The 23,458-nt window shown below is 59.6% G+C and carries 24 protein-coding genes; 20 read left to right on the top strand and 4 right to left on the bottom strand.

All coding sequences use genetic code 11. The features are described from left to right. Nucleotides 1–266: 266 nt before the first annotated feature. Entirely contained in the window at nucleotides 267–884 is a 618-nt protein-coding gene (locus tag KGA82_RS17065) for a dTMP kinase (RefSeq protein WP_223451433.1), read from the top strand. 137 nt (nucleotides 885–1,021) lie between these two features. On the opposite strand, the gene KGA82_RS17060 is transcribed toward KGA82_RS17065, so the two are convergent. Together KGA82_RS17060 and KGA82_RS17055 are read right to left on the bottom strand one after the other, a co-directional pair. Further along, nucleotides 1,022–1,522: a cupin domain-containing protein gene (locus KGA82_RS17060; protein WP_207284313.1), complete on the bottom strand. Its 501-nt coding sequence runs from the start codon at nucleotides 1,520–1,522 to the stop codon at nucleotides 1,022–1,024. A gap of 68 nt (nucleotides 1,523–1,590) precedes the next feature. Then, entirely contained in the window at nucleotides 1,591–2,097 is a 507-nt protein-coding gene (locus KGA82_RS17055) for a transporter suffix domain-containing protein (protein ID WP_008041543.1), read from the bottom strand. A gap of 104 nt (nucleotides 2,098–2,201) precedes the next feature. On the opposite strand from KGA82_RS17055, the gene KGA82_RS17050 reads away from it, so the two are divergent. Genes KGA82_RS17050 through KGA82_RS17040 form a run of 3 tightly spaced genes read left to right on the top strand, consistent with a single transcriptional unit; the run spans nucleotide 2,202 to nucleotide 5,870 of the window. Further along, nucleotides 2,202–3,719: an efflux transporter outer membrane subunit gene (locus tag KGA82_RS17050; RefSeq protein WP_223451431.1), complete on the top strand. Its 1,518-nt coding sequence runs from the start codon at nucleotides 2,202–2,204 to the stop codon at nucleotides 3,717–3,719. Beyond that, entirely contained in the window at nucleotides 3,716–4,855 is a 1,140-nt protein-coding gene (locus KGA82_RS17045) for an HlyD family secretion protein (RefSeq protein ID WP_223451429.1), read from the top strand. The genes KGA82_RS17050 and KGA82_RS17045 overlap by 4 nt, the downstream gene beginning before the upstream one ends. Continuing rightward, nucleotides 4,845–5,870, top strand: a complete 1,026-nt coding sequence (locus KGA82_RS17040) for a DUF2955 domain-containing protein (RefSeq protein ID WP_223451427.1) — start codon at nucleotides 4,845–4,847, stop codon at nucleotides 5,868–5,870. Before KGA82_RS17045 ends, KGA82_RS17040 begins: the two co-directional genes overlap by 11 nt. On the opposite strand, the gene KGA82_RS17035 is transcribed toward KGA82_RS17040, so the two are convergent. Continuing rightward, nucleotides 5,855–6,307 (bottom strand): YMGG-like glycine zipper-containing protein, encoded by a 453-nt coding sequence (locus tag KGA82_RS17035; RefSeq protein WP_008026410.1) that lies wholly within the window; start codon nucleotides 6,305–6,307, stop codon nucleotides 5,855–5,857. The two genes, KGA82_RS17040 and KGA82_RS17035, sit on opposite strands and share 16 nt — an antisense overlap. Before the next feature lie 275 nt (nucleotides 6,308–6,582). On the opposite strand from KGA82_RS17035, the gene KGA82_RS17030 reads away from it, so the two are divergent. From KGA82_RS17030 to KGA82_RS17005, 6 genes are all read left to right on the top strand, one after another. Further along, nucleotides 6,583–7,359, top strand: coding sequence for an ABC transporter substrate-binding protein (locus tag KGA82_RS17030; RefSeq protein WP_008026411.1), 777 nt, complete (start codon nucleotides 6,583–6,585; stop codon nucleotides 7,357–7,359). Nucleotides 7,360–7,451: 92 nt separating this feature from the next. Further along, entirely contained in the window at nucleotides 7,452–8,141 is a 690-nt protein-coding gene (locus KGA82_RS17025; protein ID WP_008041551.1) for an ABC transporter permease, read from the top strand. A gap of 13 nt (nucleotides 8,142–8,154) precedes the next feature. Then, nucleotides 8,155–8,853, top strand: coding sequence for an ABC transporter permease (locus KGA82_RS17020; protein ID WP_008026413.1), 699 nt, complete (start codon nucleotides 8,155–8,157; stop codon nucleotides 8,851–8,853). A gap of 9 nt (nucleotides 8,854–8,862) precedes the next feature. Further along, complete coding sequence (locus KGA82_RS17015) at nucleotides 8,863–9,975, top strand: succinylglutamate desuccinylase/aspartoacylase family protein (protein WP_192416381.1); 1,113 nt, start codon at nucleotides 8,863–8,865, stop codon at nucleotides 9,973–9,975. Nucleotides 9,976–9,993: 18 nt separating this feature from the next. Then, complete coding sequence (locus tag KGA82_RS17010) at nucleotides 9,994–10,758, top strand: ABC transporter ATP-binding protein (RefSeq protein WP_207284309.1); 765 nt, start codon at nucleotides 9,994–9,996, stop codon at nucleotides 10,756–10,758. A 120-nt stretch (nucleotides 10,759–10,878) separates the two neighbouring features. Then, nucleotides 10,879–11,799, top strand: a complete 921-nt coding sequence (locus KGA82_RS17005; RefSeq protein ID WP_008041565.1) for a MurR/RpiR family transcriptional regulator — start codon at nucleotides 10,879–10,881, stop codon at nucleotides 11,797–11,799. A gap of 12 nt (nucleotides 11,800–11,811) precedes the next feature. Here the strand turns inward: KGA82_RS17005 and KGA82_RS17000 are convergent, their stop codons facing one another. After that, a complete protein-coding gene (locus KGA82_RS17000) occupies nucleotides 11,812–12,732 on the bottom strand; it encodes a helix-turn-helix domain-containing protein (RefSeq protein ID WP_223451426.1) in 921 nt (306 codons plus the stop codon). Between the two features lie 161 nt (nucleotides 12,733–12,893). On the opposite strand from KGA82_RS17000, the gene KGA82_RS16995 reads away from it, so the two are divergent. The 10 genes from KGA82_RS16995 to KGA82_RS16950 all read left to right on the top strand — a co-directional run bounded on the left by KGA82_RS16995 (nucleotide 12,894) and on the right by KGA82_RS16950 (nucleotide 23,436). Then, entirely contained in the window at nucleotides 12,894–14,252 is a 1,359-nt protein-coding gene (locus tag KGA82_RS16995; RefSeq protein ID WP_223451424.1) for a glutamine synthetase family protein, read from the top strand. A 155-nt stretch (nucleotides 14,253–14,407) separates the two neighbouring features. Continuing rightward, nucleotides 14,408–15,496 (top strand): polyamine ABC transporter substrate-binding protein, encoded by a 1,089-nt coding sequence (locus KGA82_RS16990; RefSeq protein ID WP_008026423.1) that lies wholly within the window; start codon nucleotides 14,408–14,410, stop codon nucleotides 15,494–15,496. Then, nucleotides 15,493–16,794, top strand: a complete 1,302-nt coding sequence (locus KGA82_RS16985; protein WP_223451422.1) for an NAD(P)/FAD-dependent oxidoreductase — start codon at nucleotides 15,493–15,495, stop codon at nucleotides 16,792–16,794. The genes KGA82_RS16990 and KGA82_RS16985 overlap by 4 nt, the downstream gene beginning before the upstream one ends. Before the next feature lie 289 nt (nucleotides 16,795–17,083). Next, nucleotides 17,084–17,680: a paraquat-inducible protein A gene (locus KGA82_RS16980; RefSeq protein WP_008038429.1), complete on the top strand. Its 597-nt coding sequence runs from the start codon at nucleotides 17,084–17,086 to the stop codon at nucleotides 17,678–17,680. Beyond that, the gene (locus KGA82_RS16975) at nucleotides 17,677–18,327 is read left to right on the top strand and encodes a paraquat-inducible protein A (protein ID WP_207284305.1); all 651 of its coding nucleotides are present in this window, start codon (nucleotides 17,677–17,679) and stop codon (nucleotides 18,325–18,327) included. The genes KGA82_RS16980 and KGA82_RS16975 overlap by 4 nt, the downstream gene beginning before the upstream one ends. After that, nucleotides 18,308–19,963 (top strand): intermembrane transport protein PqiB, encoded by a 1,656-nt coding sequence (locus tag KGA82_RS16970; RefSeq protein WP_223451420.1) that lies wholly within the window; start codon nucleotides 18,308–18,310, stop codon nucleotides 19,961–19,963. Before KGA82_RS16975 ends, KGA82_RS16970 begins: the two co-directional genes overlap by 20 nt. 17 nt (nucleotides 19,964–19,980) lie before the next feature. Beyond that, complete coding sequence (locus tag KGA82_RS16965; RefSeq protein ID WP_008038426.1) at nucleotides 19,981–20,541, top strand: membrane integrity-associated transporter subunit PqiC; 561 nt, start codon at nucleotides 19,981–19,983, stop codon at nucleotides 20,539–20,541. Between the two features lie 79 nt (nucleotides 20,542–20,620). Further along, nucleotides 20,621–21,865, top strand: a complete 1,245-nt coding sequence (locus tag KGA82_RS16960) for an MFS transporter (RefSeq protein WP_223451412.1) — start codon at nucleotides 20,621–20,623, stop codon at nucleotides 21,863–21,865. A 77-nt stretch (nucleotides 21,866–21,942) separates the two neighbouring features. Beyond that, nucleotides 21,943–22,458: a sigma-70 family RNA polymerase sigma factor gene (locus KGA82_RS16955; protein ID WP_008026436.1), complete on the top strand. Its 516-nt coding sequence runs from the start codon at nucleotides 21,943–21,945 to the stop codon at nucleotides 22,456–22,458. Beyond that, the gene (locus KGA82_RS16950; protein WP_223451410.1) at nucleotides 22,459–23,436 is read left to right on the top strand and encodes a FecR domain-containing protein; all 978 of its coding nucleotides are present in this window, start codon (nucleotides 22,459–22,461) and stop codon (nucleotides 23,434–23,436) included. Nucleotides 23,437–23,458: the final 22 nt, after the last annotated feature.

Here is a 23,458-nt window from a genome sequence, read left to right as displayed (position 1 = left end):
CTGATCTGCGGTTGTGAAGTGTTTCAAAAAAGTAACGCTTTGTTGACGCTGCACAGATTGCGAGCGATGCCTTTTGGGAGCGACTTGCTTGCGGTGTTCATAAGCGGCTGGCCCCCTGGATTCTGAGACCCGTTAGCCGGAAACCGGGTTAAAGTGTTCATCAATCTCTGTTCATAAGAACCCTCCACTCGATTTGCGTAGTCGCGCCAAGCGGTTCCAGCGAACGAACCGGGCCAAAAAACCGTATATCAATCGTTATGTGAAGAATGAATCGTCCGCTATTTGTTTCTCTAGATGGGCCCAAGGGAACCGGCAAAACCACGCTGTTGGAGGCCGTTACGAAAGTACTGAGGGCAGACAACAAGAAGGTGATCCGACTTTGCGAGAAAAAAAGCGATCCCTTTAGGGGTGAAACAATGACCCTCGTTAACAAACTCGCCAGAAATCCCAGCAGGGATTTGGAGTTGGTGGTTTGTGAGCGCTTTGCTGATAGCCGTAACTGGATTTCCCGGCACGTGCTGACTAAACAGCCACCAGGCAGCATCATCTTGATCGATCGCTGGTACCCGTCAGATGCCGCGTTTCGCCGGACAGTCCCGTTTGCAGAGATTCTACAGTTGAACATTGATCGAAACGTGCAAGTGCCAGACCTGCATGTCGGGGTTGTCACCGCGCCTGATATTTCATGGGCGAGAGCAGCGGCACGACAGCGTGGGCTGAGCAGTACTGTGATCCATAAGCTGGAAGAACATGCCGCTTGTACTAAATCGTTCGAGCGAGCAATTGCAGATCACGGCTGGGTTTTATGCCGTAATGAAGGAACGATCGAAGACGCAACGATGCAGGTAGTTTCTGAGATCTATAGAGTCCTTCGATGCCCGTAGGCGAAGTTCGCTGAGAAGCCCTTGGAAGAAGTTCCATTCAGACACATCATTTAACATAATATACATTACACGTAACAATGTGTTTCGAGATCAGCCCGGTTGATGCAGATTTTGAAGCACTGATTCCCCCTCGATCCTCAATCTCTCGTCAGTTGCTCAATCAACCCTCCATGCTCTGGAAATTCTTCGCTGAGCTTTTTCCTGTCGCCCATTTCCATGTCCGCAAAATGAAACTCTGGTGTTACCGCTTCACTGATCAAACCGAATCCCGTCGATCCCTTCATCAACCGCGAAGCTTTCCAGATGCCGCCTGGTACATGCAGCTGCAAACATTCTCCGGCCAAAACGTCGCTGCCCATCACGACTGTTTTTAATGTGCCGTCCGGGAAAATCAGGCTGTACTCAATGGCGTCGCCCAGGTGGTAGTAATGCATGATGTCGGATCGGTTCAGGTGAAACTGGCCGACGGGCGAATCTGTGGTCAACAGGTAATAGATGGAGCTCATCGTGTAACGTGGACCACCAATCGTCTCGACCATAGGCTGTTGATCAGCCTGATAGGTTCTTCGGTAGTAGCCACCCTCGACATGCGGTTCAAGGTTAAGCGCGGTCACGAGTGCTTCACTGTTTAGCTGCAATGGCTGCTCCGAATGCCATGATGGCAAATAGCTATACTAAATAGCCCTTTAGTTAAGTTAATCAATAATCACACTGCACTGGTGTTCACCACTCGCGCGGTTCGAATGAACAATGCGCGCACTTTTTCCCAGAAGTTTCCCCCCAGTACGAAAAAGCTGCCGATCAACATCAAGTCGCCCAACGCCTGGAGCTGCCAGATGTTGGGCCTGAGTCCAGGCCAGATACTGTCGACATAGGGTTCCAGAAATGCCGAAATCAGCGGCAGACAAAACATCACGACACCGATCCAATGACGCCATGGCCCAACTTCGGTGTCGGTTGCCGGTGCCAGTTTAGACACATAGCCAAATACAGTGCTTTTAAGCTGCTGAAACCCCGCCTTGCCCATGACAGCAATGACGATAATCAACAGCACTTTGTTACTGATAAACAGGACGCCGGTCAGCGCGGCGATCTTGGAACCCGGCATGTCGGTTGCCGCCATGATCGGCACCAACAGCCAGGAGCCGAGCATCAGACAAATGATCGCGATGCCCAGTTTGAATCGCCATCCAGCGGTATGGGGTGCATTCATGGCTGTCGTACCTGTTAAAAGGGTCAGATGTTTGGACAGCTTAGCAGTCAGTTGATCATTTGGACGTCTATGCTCCTGTGAACTTCCTTGGCTGGAAAACATGCATGCATCTGACGCGATCGGGACAACTGTTGCTGCTGGGTGTGCTCGGCTTGAGTGGCTGCGTACGTCTGGGGCCGGATTTTCAGTCGCCGAAGCCCACGTGGATCGAGCACTGGAGCTCCCCTGCCCTTGAGCAATCCAGTCAACGCAGCCTGAACCCGGATTTGCGTCAGTGGTGGCAAGTCTTCGGTGATCCCGTCCTCGATCGTCTGATTGCCGAAGCGGATACGAACAATTCGGATCTGAAAATCGCTGGTCTACGGGTCATGGAGGCTCGTGCGCAATTGGGGATTGCCCAAAGCGGACGCTATCCGCAACTGCAGCAAGCCAGCGCCGACAGTCTGTACTTCAACCGCCGACAATCCGGCGGGAACAATCCTCAGGACAGTCATTTCTGGCAGCACAGTGCCGGGTTCGACATTGGCTGGGAGCTGGACTTCTGGGGGCGTTTCAGCCGAGCGATCGAGTCGGCCGATGCCAGTTACTTCGCCGCCCAGGCCAACTATGAAGACGTGCTCGTGCTGCTGCGCGCACAGCTGGCGGATACGTACTTCTTGTTGCGCACCACCGAGGCACGCTTGCGGGTTGCAAGGGAAAACGCCAAACAGCAAAAGCGTAATTTCGAGATCACCGAAAAGCTGTTCAACAGCGGCCAACAAGCCGAACTCGACTTGCAGCAAGCCAGGACACAATACCTGGGCACCCTGAGCACCATCCCCAGCTTCGAGGATCAGTTGCTGCGCACGCGCAATGCGTTGGCGGTGTTGATTGGCCAGCCGCCCGGTGCGCTGCCGCAACTCATCGACAATGAAGGACTGATCCCGCTGGTCGACCGCGCCGTGCTGCAGGACGTCCCGGCCAATCTGCTGCTGCGACGCCCCGATGTGCGCGCCGCTGAACTGAATGTCGCGGCCCAATCGGCCTTGATCGGTGTGGCCGAAAGCGATTTCTACCCGTCGCTGACCTTATTGGGCAGCATCGTCTGGTCGGCCGACACGCTCAATGGCACCTCGAGAAGTCTGGACCTGATCGGTGGTCCCAGCCTGCGCTGGAATCTGTTCGACCATGGCCAGATCAGCAACAACGTGCGCGTGCAGGATGCGCGGTTGCAGCAGTTGATCGAGGCTTACCGCGACAAGGTTCGCCAGGCGGCTCGCGAGGCAGATGACGCCGCCAATGGGCTGATCAAATCCCTGGAGCGCGAAAGCATCCTGCGTGAGGCTGAAGTCGCCGCCAAACGTTCGTTGGTGCTGGCGAGCGCCCAGTATCGCGAAGGCTATTCCGACTTTCAGCGGGTGCTGGACGCGCAACGCGCATTGCTGGAGCAGCAGGACAATTACCTGGTCAGCCGCAGCAATGCCGTGAGCAATGTGATCGCGCTGTATAAGGCGCTGGGCGGCGGTTGGTACAGCGCCCAGCCGATCGTTGATCCGGCCACCCGCCAGGATATGAAAAAACGCACGGACTGGGGCGATTTACTGGATGAGCCCGCAGCCGCCAAAAAAGGTAACGGACCATGAGTGATGCCGCGCAACCCTCCCCTGAGGCGCCCTCCTCCAAGGCGCCGGAACCGCCTGCCGACCCGGCGAAAAAAGGGCTCAAGTGGGTGCTGCTATTGATCCTCCTGAGCCTGGCCTGGTATCTGTTGGCCGACCGCTACACGCCTTATACGCAACAGGCTCGGGTCGGTGCTTTCGTCATTCCGGTGGCCGCGGAAGTGGCCGGTCGGGTCATTCGCGTCAACGTGCGCAACAATCAGGACGTGAAGGCGGGAGACGTGCTGTTCGAGGTCGATCCTCAGCCTTATCAGATCGCCGTCGACCGTGCGCGCGCAGACCTTGAGTCGACACGTCGCCAGATCGGCGCCAGTACCGCCGGCATTGCCTCGGCCCAGGCCAATTTACGCGCCGCGCAAGCCAACGAACTCAAGGCTCGCCAGGACAATCAGCGCCTTGAAGGTTTGTACCGCGACGACCCCGGGACCATTTCCGTGCGCCTGCTCGAAGTGTCTCGGGCCAACCGCGAACAAGCGGTCAGCCAGGTTGCCGCTGCCCGTGCCGAAGTCCAGCGCGCGCGTGAGCAGGAAGGTGGCAGCGAGGAAGAGAACGCCTTGCTGCGCAGCGCCGCCACCGCGTTGTCGAAAGCCGAACTGGATCTGGCCAATACGCAGATTCGTGCGCGTTCGGCCGGTTTGATTACCGACTTGCGCACTGACGCCGGGCAGTTTGCAGCTGTAGGCAGTCCGGTGATGACACTGATCGCGATCCACGATGTCTGGATCAGCGCGGACATGACCGAAAACAACCTCGGCCGGGTCAGGGTCGATACGCCGGTGGCAATCGTTCTGGATGCGCTGCCGGGCGAGGTGTTCGACGGGCGCGTGCGCAGTGTCGGTTACGGCGTCAGTGTCGGTCAGACGCCGCCACCCGGTACGTTGCCCACTGTGCAGAACAGCCGTGACTGGCTGCGCCCGGCCCAACGCTTTCCGGTGATCATCGAGTTTTCCAAAGACTCGATGGCCAAACTGCAAGACAGTCGCGCCATTCGTACCGGTGGTCAGGCTGAAGTCATGGCGTTCCCCACCGAGGGCAATCCGTTGAATCCACTCGGCCGCTTGTTTGTGGGCCTGATGAGCTGGCTGTCGTATGCCTACTGAGCGCACGCCCCGGGAGCAGCGCGCATTGCGCCTGGCCACCGGCACCGCGATGTGTCTGGCGGCCAGTTTCGGTTTGGGATTGCCGATTCCGTTCATCGCGCCGGTGCTGGCGTTGTTGTTGCTCGCCAGCGTCAATCGTCCGCTGCCGTTTAAGGCTGGACTGGCGCTCGCGCTGATCGCAATGTTGACCACCGGCGTCGGCCTGTTGCTGATTCCGATCCTGCGTTATTACCCGGTCAGCGGCGTACTGTTGATCGGCGTGTGCCTGTTTATGGTGTTTCGTTTTGGGCTGCGCGGCGGCAACAATTTGATCGTCACGTTCCTGGTGATCGGCCTGACCATGATTTCCTCGGCCGGCGTTGCCGAGTTCGACCTCGCGGCGACGGTCATCGGGGCGCTGGTCAAAGGATTGCTGCTGGCCGTGATGGTGGTCGGGCTGAGTCATTGGCTGTTTCCTGAGCCTGCCAACGCGCCGTCGCCGCCAGTCGCGGCGCCGATGCCGGCCGAAGAAGTCAGCCGCGTGGCGCTGCGTGCAACCCTGATTGTGCTACCGGCGTTTTTACTGGCATTGATCGATCCGGCAAGCTATCTGCCGATCATCCTGAAGGCGGTCGGCCTGGGTCAGCAGAGTTCCACCACGGCCCGCAACGCCGGTCGCGAACTGGTCGGTTCGACCCTGCTCGCCGGTGTGCTGGCGGTGCTGTTCTGGAGTGCACTCAGCCTGTTTGTGCACCTCTGGATGTTTTTCCTGTGGATGCTGCTGTTCGGTCTGATCATTGCGCGCAAGCTCTACGCGCTGAGCCCGACAAGTTTAACCCCGGGGTTCTGGCTCAACAGCCTGATCACGATGATCATTCTGCTGGGCCAGTCGGTGCAGGACAGCATCGCAGGCAAGGACGTCTACACCGCGTTCGCCGTGCGCATGGGACTGTTCATTCTGGTGACGCTGTATGCCTGCCTGATGGTGTATCTGCTGGATCAGCGACCGCCAAAACACGCTCAGGGATTGACCTGATACCCCTTACCTTGCAGGCAACTGGTATAGGCCGTCGAGCTGGTCGAAGCGGCGGTTTTCTGCTGCGCCCGGCGCTCCTGGCGTTGACGCGAGCCACCGACCACCGCGCCTGCCGCTGCCGTCTCTTTGGCGCGATTCTGCCGATAATCCTGCTTTACATCGTCATCGACGCGGTCATAAAACTCGTCGTGCTGGCGCCCGCGAACCTGAGCTCCAGCGGCTCCGGCAGCGGCACCGACCGCCGCGCCTTTCAGGCGGCCACCGGATGTTGGCTGCGTCGATGAACTCTGACTGGCGGCCACGTTGTGGCACTCATTGATGTCCAGCTGTGTCTGTTGCGAGTTCTGCCCTTTCATCGGCACAACCGTTTCTGCCCGACTCTGAGTAGCGACAACCGACAGCGCGAGACACAGGCCAATGCAAGACAACCTGTTCATGAAAACCTCCTGGCATTTTTCTCAGCCATCAAGAGTGTAGATCACCCCCGCTCCCCCTCCTCCGACGGGTGACTGACGGCCCTCACTACACACCGGTTTCGGGTCATGCGCGTCGAGAATTTGCGCGCCTTGTGTTGATATGATTATTTTCACGCAGTTGCAATATGAAATAAAACGTGTCAATTATAGCTGCACACATTTCAGGGACTGCGACATCGCCAGATCGGACGGCTTCTACCCGGACCACCCAAACGCCCCTTCAAGGAGTCAACAAAATGAACAAAAGAGCACTTCTAGGCGCCATGGCACTGTGCGCAACAAGCTTCCTGGCGCATGCCGACGAAGACAGCCTGCGTATCGGTATCGAAGCCGCTTACCCTCCCTTCTCCTTCAAGACACCGGAGGGCAACGTCAGCGGTTTCGACTACGACATCGGCAATGCCCTGTGCGAAGAAATGAAGATCAAATGCGAGTGGGTCATCCAGGAATTCGACGGCATGATCCCGTCACTCAAGGTGCGCAAGATCGACGCCGTGCTGTCGTCGATGTCGATTACCGAAGACCGGATGAAGTCGGTCGACTTCAGCAAAAAGTACTACCACACGCCGGGCAAGTTCGCGATGAAGGCCGGCAACGTGATCAACGACCCGCTGATTGATCTCAAAGGCAAGAAAGTCGGCGTGCAACGCGCCTCGACTTACGACCGTTTCGCCACCGAACAACTGGCGGAACGCGGGATCGAGGTGGTGCGCTATTCCTCGCAGAATGAGGCGTTCCTGGACCTGGCGTCGGGCCGTCTGGACGCGACGCTGGCCGACATCGTCAACACCAATGAGAGCTTTATCAAAACCGCGGCGGGCAAGGATTTCGCCCTGGTGGGGCCGGACATCAACGACCCGAAATATTTCGGTCGGGGCGCCGGGATCGCGGTGCGTAAAGGTGACAGTGCCAACGTTGCCCGCCTGAGTGCCGCCATTGACGCCATCCGCGAAAATGGCAAGTACCAGCAAGTGATGAGCAAGTACTTCGCGTTCGATATCTACGGCGAATAAGCCTTCACCCGCCACTCTGGCGCCGGCCCCCGGGCAGGCGTCGCTTTGGGCTTGTTTGCGCGCCTCACCGCGCTCGCTTGAGGAACTTCATCATGCTTCACGGCTACGGATCGAGCATTCTCGATGGCGCCTGGCTGACCGTTAACCTGGCCCTGACTTCCATGGCCATGGCGATAGCATTGGGTCTGCTGGGAGCGGCCTTTCGTTTGTCGCCACTGAAATGGCTGGCGATGCTGGGCGAAAGTTATACCACCCTGATTCGGGGCATTCCCGACCTGGTGTTGATCCTGCTGATTTTCTACGGCGGCCAGGATCTGGTGAACCGCGTCGCTCTTGCGCTCGGTTACACCCGCTATATCGATATCAATCCCTTTATCGCCGGTGTCTGCACCATGGGTTTCATTTTTGGTGCCTACCTGTCGGAAACCTTTCGCGGCGCCTTTATGGCGATCCCAAAAGGCCAGGCCGAGGCTGGTGCCGCTTATGGCATGAGGGGCACGCAAGTGTTCTGGCGAATTCTGGTGCCGCAGATGATTCGTTTCGCCCTTCCCGGTTTCACCAACAACTGGCTGGTGCTGACCAAATCCACCGCGCTGATATCGGTCATCGGCTTGCAGGACATGATGTTCAAAGCCAAGAACGCTGCGGACGCCACCCACCAGCCGTTTACCTTTTTCCTCGCGGTGGCGGCGCTCTATCTGATGCTGACCAGCCTGTCATTGCTGGTGCTGCGCTATCTGGAAAAACACTACTCGGTCGGCATCAAAGCCGCCGAACTGTGATGGGGAGCAACCAATGATGCTCGACTACAACCTGATCTGGGAAAACCTGCCGCTGTATTTCAACGGCATCCTGGTGACGCTGAAAGTGCTGCTGATTTCCCTGGCCTTCGGCCTGGTCCTGGCCGTTCCGCTGGCGCTGATGCGGGTGTCTCGATCGCCGCTGATCAACTTTCCGGCCTGGCTTTACACCTACGTGATCCGCGGCACGCCCATGCTGGTGCAGTTGTTCCTGATCTATTACGGCCTGGCGCAGTTCGAATCGGTACGCCAAAGCGCGCTCTGGCCCTACCTGTCCAGTGCCACCTTTTGCGCGTGCCTGGCCTTCGCGATCAACACCAGTGCCTACAGCGCAGAGTTACTGGCCGGCAGTTTGAAGGCCACGGCACATGGCGAGATCGAAGCGGCCAAAGCCATGGGCATGTCGCGCGTGACGTTGTACCGCCGCATTCTGCTGCCGTCGGCCTTGCGCCGGGCGCTGCCGCAGTACAGCAACGAAGTGCTGATGATGCTGCAAACCACCAGCCTGGCGTCGATCGTCACGCTGGTGGATATCACCGGGGCCGCGCGAACAGTCAGTTCGCGGTTCTACCTGCCGTTCGAGGCGTTCATCACTGCCGGCCTTATCTACCTGGCCCTGACCTTCATCCTGGTTCGTCTGTTCAAGTTGGCCGAGCGCCGCTGGCTGGCATACCTGGCACCGCGCAAGCATTAAGGAGCTGTTATGGAGCACATTGAATACCTGTTGCCGTGGAGTGCTTCGGGCACCGAGCGGCGCCTGTCACTGTTTCGCTTTGGCAGCGGGCCGCGCAAGGCTTACATCCAGGCCTCCCTGCATGCCGACGAGTTGCCGGGGATGCGCGTGGCGGTGGAACTCAAACGTCGTCTGCGAGTACTGGAAGAGCAAGGTCGCCTGAACGGGGTCGTCGAGTTGGTGCCGATGTCCAACCCCATCGGCATCGCCCAGATGTTCCAGGCCACCCATCAAGGTCGCTTCGAGTTCTCCAGCGGCAAGAATTTCAATCGTGATTTCCCCGAGTTGACCGAAGCCGTGGCCGCATTGGTGAAAGGCCAACTGGGCGCCGACGCCGACGTCAACACCGCGCTGATCCGGCGCGCCATGGCCGATGTCCTCGCCGACATACCGCCAGCTACTTCGGAACTCGATGGCCTGCGTCGCCTGCTGTTGCGGCATGCGTGTGACGCCGACGTGGTGCTGGACCTGCACTGCGACTTCGAGTCGATCATGCTGCTTTATGCCATGCCGCAACACTGGCCACGCTTGCGCTCATTGGCCGCACGCCTGGGCGCCGGTGCCGCCCTGCTGGCTGAAGATGCTGGCGGCAGTGCCTTCGATGAAGCCTGTGCGATCCCTTGGTTACGCTTGGCCGAGCTGTTTCCCGAAGCGGCTATCCCGATGGCGTGCGTGGCCACGACCATCGAATTGCGTGGCATGGCCGACACCGAGCGCGAGCAATGTGTCGATAGCGCCGAGGCCATTCTCGGCTATCTCGCCGAACAAGGCCTGATCAGCGGTGACTGGCCCCAGGCCCCGATATCCGCTTGTGAAGCAACGCCATTCGCCGGGACGCAATACGCCTACGCGCCGCACCCTGGTGTGGTGAGTTTCCTGCAACCGCTGGGCGCCCGGGTCAAGGTTGGCGATCCACTGTTTGAAGTGCTTGACCCGCTGAACGATCGTCACAGCATCGTGCGCGCCAGCACCGACGGCATCCTTTATGCCCGCGAACGTCTGCGTTTTGCCCAACCCGGTTTGTGGCTGGCCAAAGTCGCCGGCACCCGCCTGATTCGCCAGGGCCGCTTACTCAGCGACTGACACCAGAGAGTGAACAGAATGTACAAACTTGAAATCCAGAACCTGCACAAAAGCTACGGCGCCCACGAAGTGCTCAAGGGCGTATCCCTGGAAGCGAAAGCGGGCGACGTCATCAGCATCATCGGTTCCAGCGGCTCAGGCAAAAGCACCTTCCTGCGCTGCATCAACCTGCTGGAACAGCCGAACGCGGGCAATATCGTGCTCAATGGCGAGCAGCTCAAACTGGTGAACAACAAACTCGGTGGCCTGAAGGCTGCCGAACCCCGGCAGTTGCAGCGCATGCGTTCGCGACTGTCGATGGTGTTTCAGCACTTCAATCTCTGGTCGCACATGAGTGCCCTTGAAAACGTCATGGAAGCCCCGGTGCATGTGCAGGGGCTGGGCAAGAAAGAAGCGCGGGAAAAGGCCGAGCATTACTTGAACAAAGTCGGCGTGGCGCACCGCATGAATGCGTGGCCGGCGCATATGTCGGGTGGCGAGCAGCAGCGCGTGGCGATAGCGCGTGCGCTGGCCATGGAACCGGAAGTGATGCTGTTTGATGAACCGACGTCGGCACTCGACCCCGAGCTGGTCGGCGAAGTGCTGAAGGTCATGCAGGACCTCGCTCAGGAAGGACGCACCATGGTGGTGGTGACCCACGAAATGGGTTTTGCCCGGGAAGTCTCCAATCAACTGGTGTTCCTGCATAAGGGCCTGGTCGAAGAGCGCGGTGACCCACGTGAGGTGCTGGTAAAACCACAGTCCGAACGGCTGCAACAGTTTTTGGCCGGCAGCTTGAAGTAATCCGCGCGTTTGCGTCACCGACCCTCGCCCTTGCGCTGCACGCCGAGGGTCGGCTTCGGATACACTCGCGCCAACCTCATGCCAGGCCTTCTCTAATTCTCAGGAAATGTTGAGCCGGATATGCCGACCCCATCGAAAGACACCACGGTCTATGCCGCGCCGGTCATGCGCAAACTGGCGGAAACCGTTTCCGAGTTGCCGCCGTCATTGCGCAAGGTGGCCGACTTCATTCTGCGCCACCCGCTGAAGGCGGCGACGCTGACCATTGAAGAGATGGCTCACGTCACGTCCACCTCACCCGCAGCGGTAAACCGCCTGGCCAAAGCCCTGAACCTCGGCGGCTACACCGGCATGAAGGCGGAGCTGGTGGCGACGTTGCAGCAAATGGTCTCGCCCGTCGACAAGCTGCGCAACGAACTGGCGCATCGCCCCGACGGCGCGTTTGGGCTGCAGGAACAAATCCAGAGCGCCACCAGTAACCTGGCGACGGCGGCGACCAACAACCATGAGGACACGTTTGAAGCGTTCGTCACCAGCCTGATCAACGCACGCAAAATCTACATTCTTGGGTTTGGCAACAGCGTCTATTTTGCCGGCCTCGCCGCCTCGACCCTGATGCCGTTCTGTGCGGACGCCACCGCTATCAGCATGGAGGGCGGTAACGAGAACGCCGCTTACCGTCTGGCCGCCATTACCGACCAGGACGTCTTGCTGGCGATTGCCCTGCCGCGTTACTCGCTCGACACCCTGCAACTCGCCCGTTTCGCCCATGAACGCGGGGCCAAGGTGCTGGCAATCACCGATTCGCCTGCATCGCCGCTGACCAGCGTTGCCGATCACGTACTGTTCGCCCCGGCCGATCACCCGGTCATGACCAGTTCCAACATCGCCGTACTTGCCTTGATCGAAGGGTTGGTCGCTGGGGTGATGGCGCGCAACAAGGAAGCCGTCAAACTGGCGACCGAGTTGACCGAAAGCGTCATGGCTTACCTGCACATCCCCGGCAGCACTAAATCGCCCAAAGCAACCAAACCACGCTGAGCTGTGATCGGTTCAGCGGCTTGAGGCCCGACCGGTTTTACGCGCGAGGGTCTGACTGGGAAGCTCTTTGAACAACGCTCGGTAGCTGCTGGAAAACCGCCCCAAATGCCAGAACGACCACTGCATCGCCACTTCGGCCACGGTGGTTTCCAAGGGCGAGCGATTCAGCAGTTCGCGGTGGGCGCTGTTGAGTCGGCGCAGACGCAGCCAATGAGTCGGCGTCATGCCGGTGTACGCCTTGAACGCGTGCTGCAACTGACGCAATGACACCCCGGCAACCCGGGAAAGCTCCAGCAGGTTCAGGGTTTCTTCCGGGGAATCGGCCGCCCATTCACCAATGCGCTTCATCACCGCCCGCTCTTCAGCGCGGCGCTGCAAACCGCCGCGATCCAGGCAGACCGAGGCGTTGTCGAGGATGTACAGGCAGTCTTCCAGCAACTGCTGGGTCAAGGCCTCTTTGCTCGGCGGATCGAGGGTTTGCGCCAACCGGGTCAAGGTCCCGCTCAGCCAGCGGCTGAACAGCGCGTTCTGCCCCGAATTCAGCGGCGCCATGAACAATCCTTCGAGCCTGGCGACATTCAGACCGTGACGCTGAACGAACTCCGGCCCGAACACCACGGCGATTTCCTGGTAGTTCTCCGGCGTGATCCAGATGTTGCGGCTTTCTTCATTCAGCACGTACAGCGCGTTGTCACTGCGATCGAAACAGAACGCCAGTGCCCCCTCGGGCGCGCTGAAATTCTGCTCGACCCGGGTGTTCATGTGTTCTTCGTAAATCTCTACGCCCTGCAGGTCGAGGTAACGCACCCGCCCGGCGAAATGCCCCGGCGACATCTGCTGGTAATGCTGGACCCAACCGGGTGTGGCGCGGATTTGCTCGGCGACATCGGCGGTATCGAACGCTTGGACCTGTAATGGATTGCACGCTGTCATGGGTGACCTTACGCACTCGTTTGGTGCGTTTTGGTGCTGCTGAAAGTGGATAGATGGAACGTCAAGGCTCGCCCAAGATAGTCGTCAACGCGTCCCAGGGGAAGTGTGTGGCGGATGAAACCACCCTCCCCGGCGTTAATAAAACCAATAACGAGGTCTTTATGAATGTCCCTTTCGATCAGCTGCTCACGTGGCTGAAAGATCACAAGATTACCGAAGTCGAGTGTGTCGTCAGCGACCTGACCGGCATTGCACGCGGCAAAATTGCGCCCACCAACAAGTTCCTGCATGAGCGAGGCATGCGCCTGCCGGAAAGTGTGCTGTTGCAAACGGTAACCGGGGACTTTGTCGACGACGACATCTACTACGACCTGCTCGACCCGGCCGACATCGACATGGTGTGCAAGCCGGTTTCCGATGCGGTGTACGTGATCCCGTGGGCCATCGAGCCCACCGCAATCGTGATCCACGACACCTTCGACAAGTTCGGCAACCCGATTGAACTGTCGCCGCGCAACGTGCTGAAGAAAGTCTTGCAGTTGTACACCGACAAAGGCTGGAGGCCGATTGTCGCGCCGGAAATGGAGTTTTATCTGACCCAGCGCTGCGAAGACCCGGACTTGCCGCTCAAGGCGCCGATGGGCCGTTCGGGCCGTGCGGAAAGTGGTCGTCAGTCGTTTTCCATCGACGCCGCCAACGAGTTCGACCCGCTGTTTGAAGACGTCTACGACTGGTGCGAATTGCAAGGCCTGGACCTCGACACGCTGATCCACGAAGACGGCCCGGCGCAGATGGAAATCAATTTCCGTCATGGCGACGCGCTGGACCTGGCCGACCAGATCACCGTGTTCAAACGCACCATGCGCGAGGCAGCGCTCAAGCACAATGTTGCGGCGACGTTCATGGCCAAGCCGATTGGTGACGAGCCGGGCAGCGCCATGCACATTCACCAGAGTGTGGTGGACATCGCCACCGGCCAGCCGATCTTCGCCAATGCCGACGGGCAGATGAGCGAGCTGTTCCTGCATTACATCGGCGGCCTGCAGAAATACATCCCCAAAGTGCTGCCGATGTTTGCGCCCAACGTGAACTCGTTCCGCCGTTTCCTGCCGGACACCTCGGCGCCGGTGAACGTCGAGTGGGGTGAGGAAAACCGCACCGTGGGCCTGCGTGTGCCGACCTCCAGTCCCGAGGCGATGCGCGTGGAAAACCGCTTGCCCGGCGCCGATGCCAACCCGTATCTGGCCATCGCCGCCAGCCTGTTGTGCGGTTACCTCGGCATGGTCGAGCGCATCGATCCGAGCGCTGCGGTACAGGGCCGGGCCTACGAACGACGCAACCTGCGCCTGCCGATCACCATCGAAGACGCGCTGACGCAGATGGAAGAATGCGAAACCATCGAGCGTTATCTGGGCAGCAAGTTTGTCCGCGGTTACGTCGCGGTCAAGCGGGCGGAGCACGAGAACTTCAAACGGGTGATCAGCTCGTGGGAGCGGGAGTTTTTGTTGCTCAGCGTCTGAGCCCTACACACATCCCCTGTGGGAGTGAGCCTGCTCGCGATGGCGTCAGCACAGCCAACCTCTGTATCGATTGGCCCACCGCTATCGCCAGCAGGCTGGCTCCCACAGGAATAGCGAAACACCTGAATAACCCGATAAATCCAAGAGGTGTCGATATGCGTCTATTGAAATCCGTGGTCCCGGTCGCGCTGGCCCTGCTGTTCAGCGCTGTTGCCCAGGCTCAACCACAGGTCAGCGTCTACAACTGGACCGATTACATCGGCGAAACCACCCTCGCCGACTTCCAGGCCAAATCCGGAATCAAGGTGATCTACGACGTTTTCGACTCCAACGAAACCCTGGAGGGCAAACTGCTCGCCGGTCGTACCGGGTATGACGTGGTGGTGCCGTCCAACCACTTCCTCGCGCGCCAGGTGAAGGCCGGCGCGTTCCTCAAGCTGGATCGCGCACAGCTGCCAAACTTCAAGAACCTCGACCCGAAACTGCTGGCGCTGCTGGAGAAAAACGATCCGGGTAACGAGCATTCGGTGCCTTACCTGTGGGGCACCAATGGCATCGGCTACAACGTCGACAAGGTCAAACAAGTGCTGGGCATCGATCACATCGACTCCTGGGCCGTGCTGTTCGAACCGGAAAATATCAAGAAGCTCAGCCAGTGTGGCGTGTCGATGATGGACTCGGCGGATGAAGTCTTCCCCGCGATCCTTAACTACATGGGCATGGACCCACGCAGCGAAAATCCCGAGGACTACAAGAAGGCCGAAGCCAAGCTGCTGAGCATCCGGCCTTACATCACTTACTTCCACTCATCCAAGTACGTGTCGGACCTGGCCAACGGCGACATCTGCGTGGCGTTCGGTTATTCCGGCGACGTGTTCCAGGCCGCCAACCGCGCCAAGGAAGCCAAGAACGGCGTGAACATCGCCTACGCGATTCCCAAGGAAGGCAGCAACCTGTGGTTCGATTTGCTGGCGATTCCTGCCGACGCCAGTAATACGAAGGAGGCGCACGCCTTCATCAATTACCTGCTCGACCCACAAGTGATCGCCAAGGTCAGCGCCTCGGTCGGTTACGCCAACCCCAACCCGGCCGCCAAGCAATTCATGGACCCTGAGTTGGTGAACAATCCCGAGGTCTACCCGCCTCAGGAAGTGCTCGACAAGCTCTACATCTCGACCACCCCGCCCCAGGCGATCATGCGGCTGATGACCCGTTCCTGGAGCAAAGTGAAGTCCAACAAATGAATCAGTACAACCACGAACATGCGCGCTCCTATTACGCGGCATCGGTTCATACGCTGACGCCCTTCCCTGCGCTGGAAGATGACCTTGTCGCCGATGTCTGCGTGATCGGCGGCGGGTTTACCGGGGTCAACACGGCTATCGAACTGGCTCAGCGCGGGCTCTCGGTGATTTTGCTGGAAGCCCGGCGGATCGGCTGGGGCGCCAGCGGGCGCAACGGTGGTCAGTTGATCCGCGGCATTGGCCATGACGTCAGCGGTTTCGCCCGGCATGTCGGCGTAGAAGGTGTGCGTTACCTGGAGCGCGCGGGGACCGAATCGGTCGAGCTGGTGGGCAAGCGCATCCGCGAGCACGCCATCGATTGCGACCTGCGCTGGGGTTTTTGCGAACTGGCCAACACCAAGGCGCAGTTCGCGGCGTTCGAGGCCGAGCAGGAAGGCCTTGTCGAGTCGGGTTACGCCCATGAAACGCGCTTGGTCGGGCCGGAGCAGATCCGTGAACACGTGGTGAACTCAGGCGTGTATGCCGGTGGCCTGGTGGACATGGGCTCGGGGCACTTGCACCCGCTCAATCTGGTGCTCGGCGAAGCGCGACTGGCGCGATCGCTTGGGGTGCAGATCTTCGAACAGAGCCCGGTGCTGGAGTTGATTCATGGCAATACCGTGCAGGTGCGTTGTGCCGGGGGCACGGTGCGCGCCGGCAGTTTGGTGCTTGCCTGTAACGCGCATCTGGACGAACTCGAACCGAAGCTTAGCGGCAAGGTGCTTCCGGCGGGCAGCTACATCATCGCCACCGAGCCTTTGGCGCCTGACGTCGCAACGCAGTTGATCCCGCAGAACCTGGCGCTGTGCGACCAGAAAGTCGGCCTGGATTACTACCGGCTCTCGGCGGACCGGCGTTTGCTGTTCGGCGGTGCCTGCCATTATTCCGGGCGTGATCCGGCAGACATTGCCGCCTACATGCGCCCGCAAATGCTCAAGGTGTTCCCGCAGCTGGCCGATGTGCGCATTGATTATCAATGGGGCGGCAAGATTGGTATCACCGCCAATCGCTTCCCGCAGGTCGGGCGCTTGAACCAGCATCCGAACGTGTTCTACGCACAGGGTTATTCCGGTCACGGCCTGAACGTGACCCACTGGTGCGCCAAACTGCTGGGCGAAGCGATTCATGCCGGGCACAGCCAAGGCTTTGACGTATTCAGCGCCGTGCCCCACATGACCTTCCCCGGCGGCCCGAAGCTGCGCTCACCGCTGCTGGCCCTCGGCATGTTCTGGTATCGCCTGCGCGAAATCCTCGGCTAAAACACCCACCCCTTGCTGGCGATGGCGCCCTCAACATAACCGCAAGCCTCAAGGCCCAATCGCCGGCAAGCCGGCTCCTACAATATCCATGCGCAGCCGATCCACCGGGCAAACACTAAACCCTGTAGGAGCCGGCTTGCTGGCGATGGCGGCCGCAAGATCAGTGCAGGACTCGAGGCCCGATCACCAGCAAGTCAGCTTTAAGTCCGCCTTTTAATTTGCTCAATCGCAAGGCACTTCTATATTGAGGATGTGCTCTGACTTTCCTGCCTCCTGGCGAGTGCGGCCTATGGCTACGACTGACCAACTGATCATCTGCGAGCACTGCGACTGCGTGTATCAAAAAGTCACGCTCGCCAAACATCAGAAAACCCTCTGTACGCGCTGCGGCGGCGTGCTTCAGCGCTATAACGGCCTGACGGTGGAGCAGCGGCTGGCGCTGACCGTCACCGCGCTGATGCTGTGGATTTTCGCCAATTTCTACCCGGTCATGAGCATCAGCCTGCAAGGCCTGAAAAACAGCGCGACGCTGTGGGATTCGGTACAGGCCCTGAGTCTGGGCCCGATTACCTTCATCGCGATGGTGGCGGCGATCGCCATGATCATCGCGCCGATTTTCCAGTTGCTGCTGCTGATCTGGGTCCTGAGTTTTGCCCTCGCCTCCCGTCGTTCGCCGGGTTTCAAATTCTGTATGCGCTGGCTGGAAACCCTGCGGCCCTGGAGCATGCTGGAAGTCTGCCTGCTGGGGGCGATGGTCGCGGTGATCAAGCTTGCCGGGTTGCTCGACGTCCTGCCCGGCATCGGCCTGTTCGCCCTGGCCATTCTCAGCCTGATGATGATCCGCATCGCCGGGCGCGATGTCCGTGAACTGTGGGATGTCTTATGACCACGCCACCAGTCGCCAGCGAACTCAACCTGTGTCTCTGCCACAGCTGCGGCCTGGCCTGTGACATGACCGGCGAACCCCACGAATGCGAACGCTGCGGAGCGCCGCTGCATCGGCGCAAAACCAACGCCCTGACCCGAACCTGGGCCTACTTGATCACATCGTTGGTGTTTTACATCCCGGCCAATGTGTTGCCGGTGATGAACACCAAAATGGTCGGCAGCGGCGCGGACAGCACAATCATGGGCGGTGTGCTGGACTTCTGGCAGCACGGCGCCTGGGACATCGCCCTGATCATTTTCATTGCCAGCATCGCGGTGCCGGGCATCAAGTTCGTCGCCCTGTCGTTATTGCTGGTGACCGTTCAGCGCGACAGCGATTGGGCGCGCAAGGAGCGTTCAAAAATGTACCGTTTCGTCGAGCTCATCGGTTATTGGTCGATGCTCGACGTGATCGTGGTCGCCCTGGTGGCTTCGTTGGTGAAGTTCCAGGCGCTGGCCGATATCGAACCGCGCGCGGGCATTCTGTTTTTTGGTCTGGTGGTGGTGTTCACCATGCTGTCGGCGATGAGTTTCGACCCACGTCTGATCTGGGATCAGCAACATTCCGAAAACGAGGAGGTCATGGATGAAGTCTCAAGCCGCTGACGGGCCGCAAGCTCCCGGGCAGGCCCCCATCAAGACCCGCCGCTACAGCGTTTCATTGGTGTGGATCGTGCCGATTGTCGCGGTGCTGGTGGGTATTTCGCTGGTGGTGCACAGCATTTTGCAGGAAGGACCGACCATCACCGTCACGTTCAAGACCGGTAGCGGCCTGACCGCCAACAAAACCGAGGTCAAATACCGCAACGTGGTGATCGGGCATGTCTCCGACGTGGAACTGAGCGGCGACCAGAAAAGCGTCAACGCCACCATCAAACTGTCCAAGCAGGCGGAAAGTTTCACCCGCGAAGATTCGCAATTCTGGGTGGTGCGGCCCCGCATCGGTGCTGGCGGCGTATCGGGTATCGATACACTGCTGTCCGGGGACTACATTGGCGCCGACATCGGCCAGGCCAATGCCCGGTCGAAGAATTTCACCGGGCTGGAAAATCCGCCCCCCATTACCTATGGCGAACCCGGAAAGCGCTTTACGCTGCATACACAGGACCTGGGCTCGCTCGACATTGGTTCCCCCGTCTACTACCGCAAAATTCCGGTCGGCCAAGTGGTCGCCTATGCCCTGGATACCGACGGCAAAGGGGTAAACCTCGAAGTCTTCATCCATTCGCCCAACGATGCCTTCGTCACCGATAACACCCGGTTCTGGAATGCCAGCGGCATTGATGTCAACGTCGGCGCCAACGGTTTTTCGGTAAAGACCGAGTCGCTCTCGTCCATATTGGTGGGCGGCATCGCGTTCAGAGCTCCGGAATACAGCCCCAACGATAAACCGGCACTAGAGGACAAAGGCTTCGAGCTGTTCGAAGACCAGCAAACCGCCCTCGCCCCACCCAGCGGCAAGGCGCAGTTCCTGAGTTTGCGTTTCGACCAGGCATTGCGCGGGCTGAAGGTCGGTGCGCCGGTGGAGTTCCTTGGCATCGAGTTCGGCAGGGTTGTGTCGGTCAATCTGGATTTCGACCCGAAAAAACGCAGCTTTCCGGTCAACGTCGGCATCGTGATCTACCCGCAACGGCTTGGCCAGGCCCACGCCAGAATGCTTGAAGCGTTGAAGCATGACCCCAATGACGAAGCCGCCGGCGTACGGTTGATGGGCAGCTTCATCGAAAACGGTCTGCGGGCCCAGGCCCGCAGCGGCAATCTGTTGACCGGCCAGTTGTACATCGCACTCGACTTCTACCCCAAAGCGGAGAAAGTCGTGTTCGACCCGACCGCCCGCCCTGTCAGCATTCCCACCATTCCTGGCAGCCTCGAACAGTTGCAGGAAAAACTCGAAGGCATGGTCACCAAGATCAACCAACTGCCCATCGAGCGCATCGCCGGCAACCTCGACAGCAACCTCGTAGAGCTGCGCAAGGGCCTCGCGCAATTCAACGCCAAGACCCTGCCTGGCGTGCAAACCACCCTGGCAGACGTCAGCAAAACCCTGCAATCGGCCAGCTCGACCCTCGCCGAAGACTCGCCGCAACGCGAGCAATTGACCCAGACCCTGGAAGAACTCGGGCGCATGTCGCGCTCCCTGCGTGAGCTCTCGGATTACCTGGGCCGGCATCCAGAGTCGCTGATTCGCGGTCGTCCCAATAATGCAGCACCGACGGACCTACAGGGCCCACCGCGCAACTGACCACAGGAGCAACACCCATGGCTTTTCCGCTGAAGATTACCTTGGTCACTGCGTGTCTACTGCTCGCCGCCTGCCGCAGTGATCCGATTCAGTTCCACACCCTGACCCCGGCACAATTGAGCGGCACCGCACGAGGCAACGGTGGGGAAATCCAGATCGAAAGCCTCAGCGTACCGGCCCAGGTCGATCGCCCGCAGATCGTCATTCGTCAGGGCAACAGCGGCGTGGCAATTCTCGAAACCCAATGGTGGGCTGCGAGTCTGGTGGACGAGTTGCGCAGTGCTCTGGTGGATCAACTGGCCAGCAGCAGTCCGAAGCGAAGAGTGTCAGTACGCCTGGAGGTGCAACGCTTCGACTCGATTCCCGGACAGTACGGTTTGATCGACGTCAAATGGCGCCTGCGCAATCCTGGCGAAGGCGATAACACGCTGATTACCTGTCGCAGCACCTTGCAGACGCCTTCAGGTCCCTCCATTGATGACTTGGTGGTGGCCCAGCAAAACAACGTCAAACGCCTGGCCGCGTTGATCAGCCAGGCAGCAACCACTGCGCAGCGAGGCTGTCCGTCTGCCAACTGACACCGATACAGAACGCCCGATATGGTTTTCCCTCGATGGCAAAGCACGTAGGATGCCGGCCAACCACCGAGGCTGACCGATGTTCCATTCAGGCACTTTTCAGGGTTCCAGCGTCAGAATCCTGATTTATCTTCTGTTCACGATCCAGCTCATCTCCATGGGTGCGATGGAAATGAGCGGCCCGTTCTGGCCGGTCTACCTGCGCGGGCTGACCACGTCGGAATCGCTGTTCAGTTTCGCCAGCATCGCCGTGTATGTCGGCCCGATGCTGGGCATCATGCTGACCAGTGCCTTCTGGGGGCGGATCGGCGACCGTTATGGTCACAAGTTGATGATGATTCGTGCCTTGGCCGGTTTGTCGTTGACTCAGTTGGGGTTGGCACTTTGCAGCGATATCTGGGTGATTCTGCTGCTGCGCTTCCTGCAAGGCGCCTTTGCCGGGTATATCGCGCCAGCCCAGGCTTACGGGGTCAGTATCGAGGCGCCCTCACGGCGGGCCCGCCTGTTTGCGATCCTGCAAATCTCCACCAACGTCGGCTCGTTGCTCGGCGCAGTGGTCGGCGGTCTGATTCTCGATTACGCGACTTTTTTCTGGATCAATCTCATCGCTTCGGCGCTCTGCGCGGTGTGCACCGTGGTGGCGGCCTTGACGTTGCCGGATGTACCTCCCGTGAAAAAAACGCCGGTGGTGGATGCTGCGCCGCAGCCGGGTCGGGCACGCGGCGTGTGGCAGGGCTCGCCCCTGATGTCGCTGTTGGGCGTCATGGGCATTCTGCTGTTGGCGCGGATGCTGCCGCAGACATCGTTTTCGTTGTACGTCAGCTCGGTGTTTGAGGTCGGCAATTCGGTCACGGGCCTGTGTTACGGCTTGCTGGCACTGGGCTTCATCCTTTCGTCGACACGCTGGGCACGCTACTTCGAACACCGGACGCAACAGCAAACCCTGCAGCGAATGTCCTGGGTTGTCATTGGCTGCATCGGCCTGACCGGCGTCGCCGGCCTTACCCGAAACCCGGCCGTGTTTGTCATGGCCTACTTCCTGTGGGGCGTGCTGCTGGGCGCCACGACGCCGGTGCTGATGGCGCTGATTTCCAAAACGGTCGACAGTTCGCAACAGGGTTACGTACTGGGAGTGGCTCAGAGCACTGCGCAACTGGCCTCCATCGCAGGTATTTCCCTGGGCGGTTTGCTCAGCCAGGTCTACGGCCTGCAATACACCTATCTGATCGTTTGCCTGGCCTACGCAATCGCCTTGGTGCTCATTGTCGCCTTGCGTTATCGATCAGTACTGTTGCAACCGGACGAAGCGCCACGCTGCGACTGATCAGCCTCCCCCTTGCGCCGCAGGGGTGCAGTCACTTAGGATTGGGAATACTTCTCAATCGCTAAAAATTATCATCCATGAGCGATACCCTGCCCGCGACTCATCACAATCACCTGCGCGCGATCGAGGCTCTCTATACCGGCCATCACGGCTGGTTGTACGCCACGCTGCGCAAAAAACTGGGCAACGCCATGGATGCGGCGGACCTGGCGCAAGACACCTTCACACGCATACTGGCTTCCAGGGTCGCGGTCATTGAACAGCCCCGCGCCTACCTGAGCTGTGTGGCCAAGGGCATTCTGGTCAATTGGTATCAGCGCAAGGCGCTTGAACGCGCCTATCTGGATGCCCTGGCGCTGTTGCCTGCCCCTGAAGCGCCCTCGCCCGAATTGCGTTTCATCGTGCTGGAAACCCTGCACGAAATCGACGCGATGCTCGACGCCCTGCCGCCGCTGGTCAAACGCGCATTCCTGCTGTCGCAGATCAGCGGGCTGAAATACGACGACATCGCCACGCAACTGGACGTGTCGCTGATCACCGTGAAGCGCTACATGAAACAGGCCTTCGTTCAATGCCTGATGCTGGTGGAATGAATGTCGACCTACGCCACGCCCACTCAGATTGATCCACAAGTACTCGACGAAGCGGCCGAGTGGCTGATGCGCATCAGCGAAGGCGACCTTGACGATACCGAGCGCGCCGAGTGGGAATGCTGGCGCGTCAGCAGCCCTGAACGCAGCCGCGCCTGGGGCCGGGCCCAACTGCTGCAAAGCAAACTGGGCGGCCTGCCCCCGTCATTGGCGATGTCGGCGCTGGATCGCCCGAGCAATCCCGAGCGCCGCGTGGCCCTCGGCAAACTGGCGATGATGCTGGCCGTGTTACCCGCCGGTTGGGGCAGTTGGAAGCTGGTTGAATCCCAGCAATGGTCGGCCGACTACCGGACTGCCGTGGGCCAGCAACGCGAGTTGACGCTGGCCGATGGCTCGCGCATTACACTCAACACCGATTCGGCGATCGATGTGCTGTTCGACGCCCGTCAACGGCTGATCAATTTGCGTGAAGGTGAAATCCTGGTGCAGACCGCACCGGATGTAGCCCCCCAGTCCCGACCGTTTCTGGTGACCACCCGTCAGGGGCGAATGCAGGCATTGGGCACGCGGTTTACGGTGCGCGAACTGCAAACCCGCACTCAGCTCGCAGTACTGGACGGCGCTGTCAGGGTTGAACTGCCCGGTGGCAACGGCGTAACGCCCTTGATCGTCAATGCCGGGCAACGCACCGACTTTTCATCGCAGGCTTTCGGCCTGTTGAACCCGGTGGACCGCTCCGTCAGCGCCTGGACCCAAGGCATGCTGATGGCCGACAACATGCGTCTGGCCGACTTCATCGCGGAACTGGCGCGTTATCGCAAAGGCTTCGTGCGTTGTGATCCGGCGATTGCCGATCTGCGCATTTCTGGCGCGTTCCCCATCAGCGATACCCAACGCACCTTGAACATGCTGGTGCAAACCTACCCGGTGCTCGCAACCGGCCACTTGAGCGGTTATTGGGTGACGCTCTCCCCCGCCTGAACCTCGCGCAAAAAAAAATGGC

The sequence above is a fragment of the Pseudomonas sp. BF-RE-22 genome (assembly GCF_019956155.1).
Classification (GTDB): domain Bacteria; phylum Pseudomonadota; class Gammaproteobacteria; order Pseudomonadales; family Pseudomonadaceae; genus Aquipseudomonas; species Aquipseudomonas migulae.
This window is presented reverse-complemented; position numbering and strand designations above follow the sequence as displayed.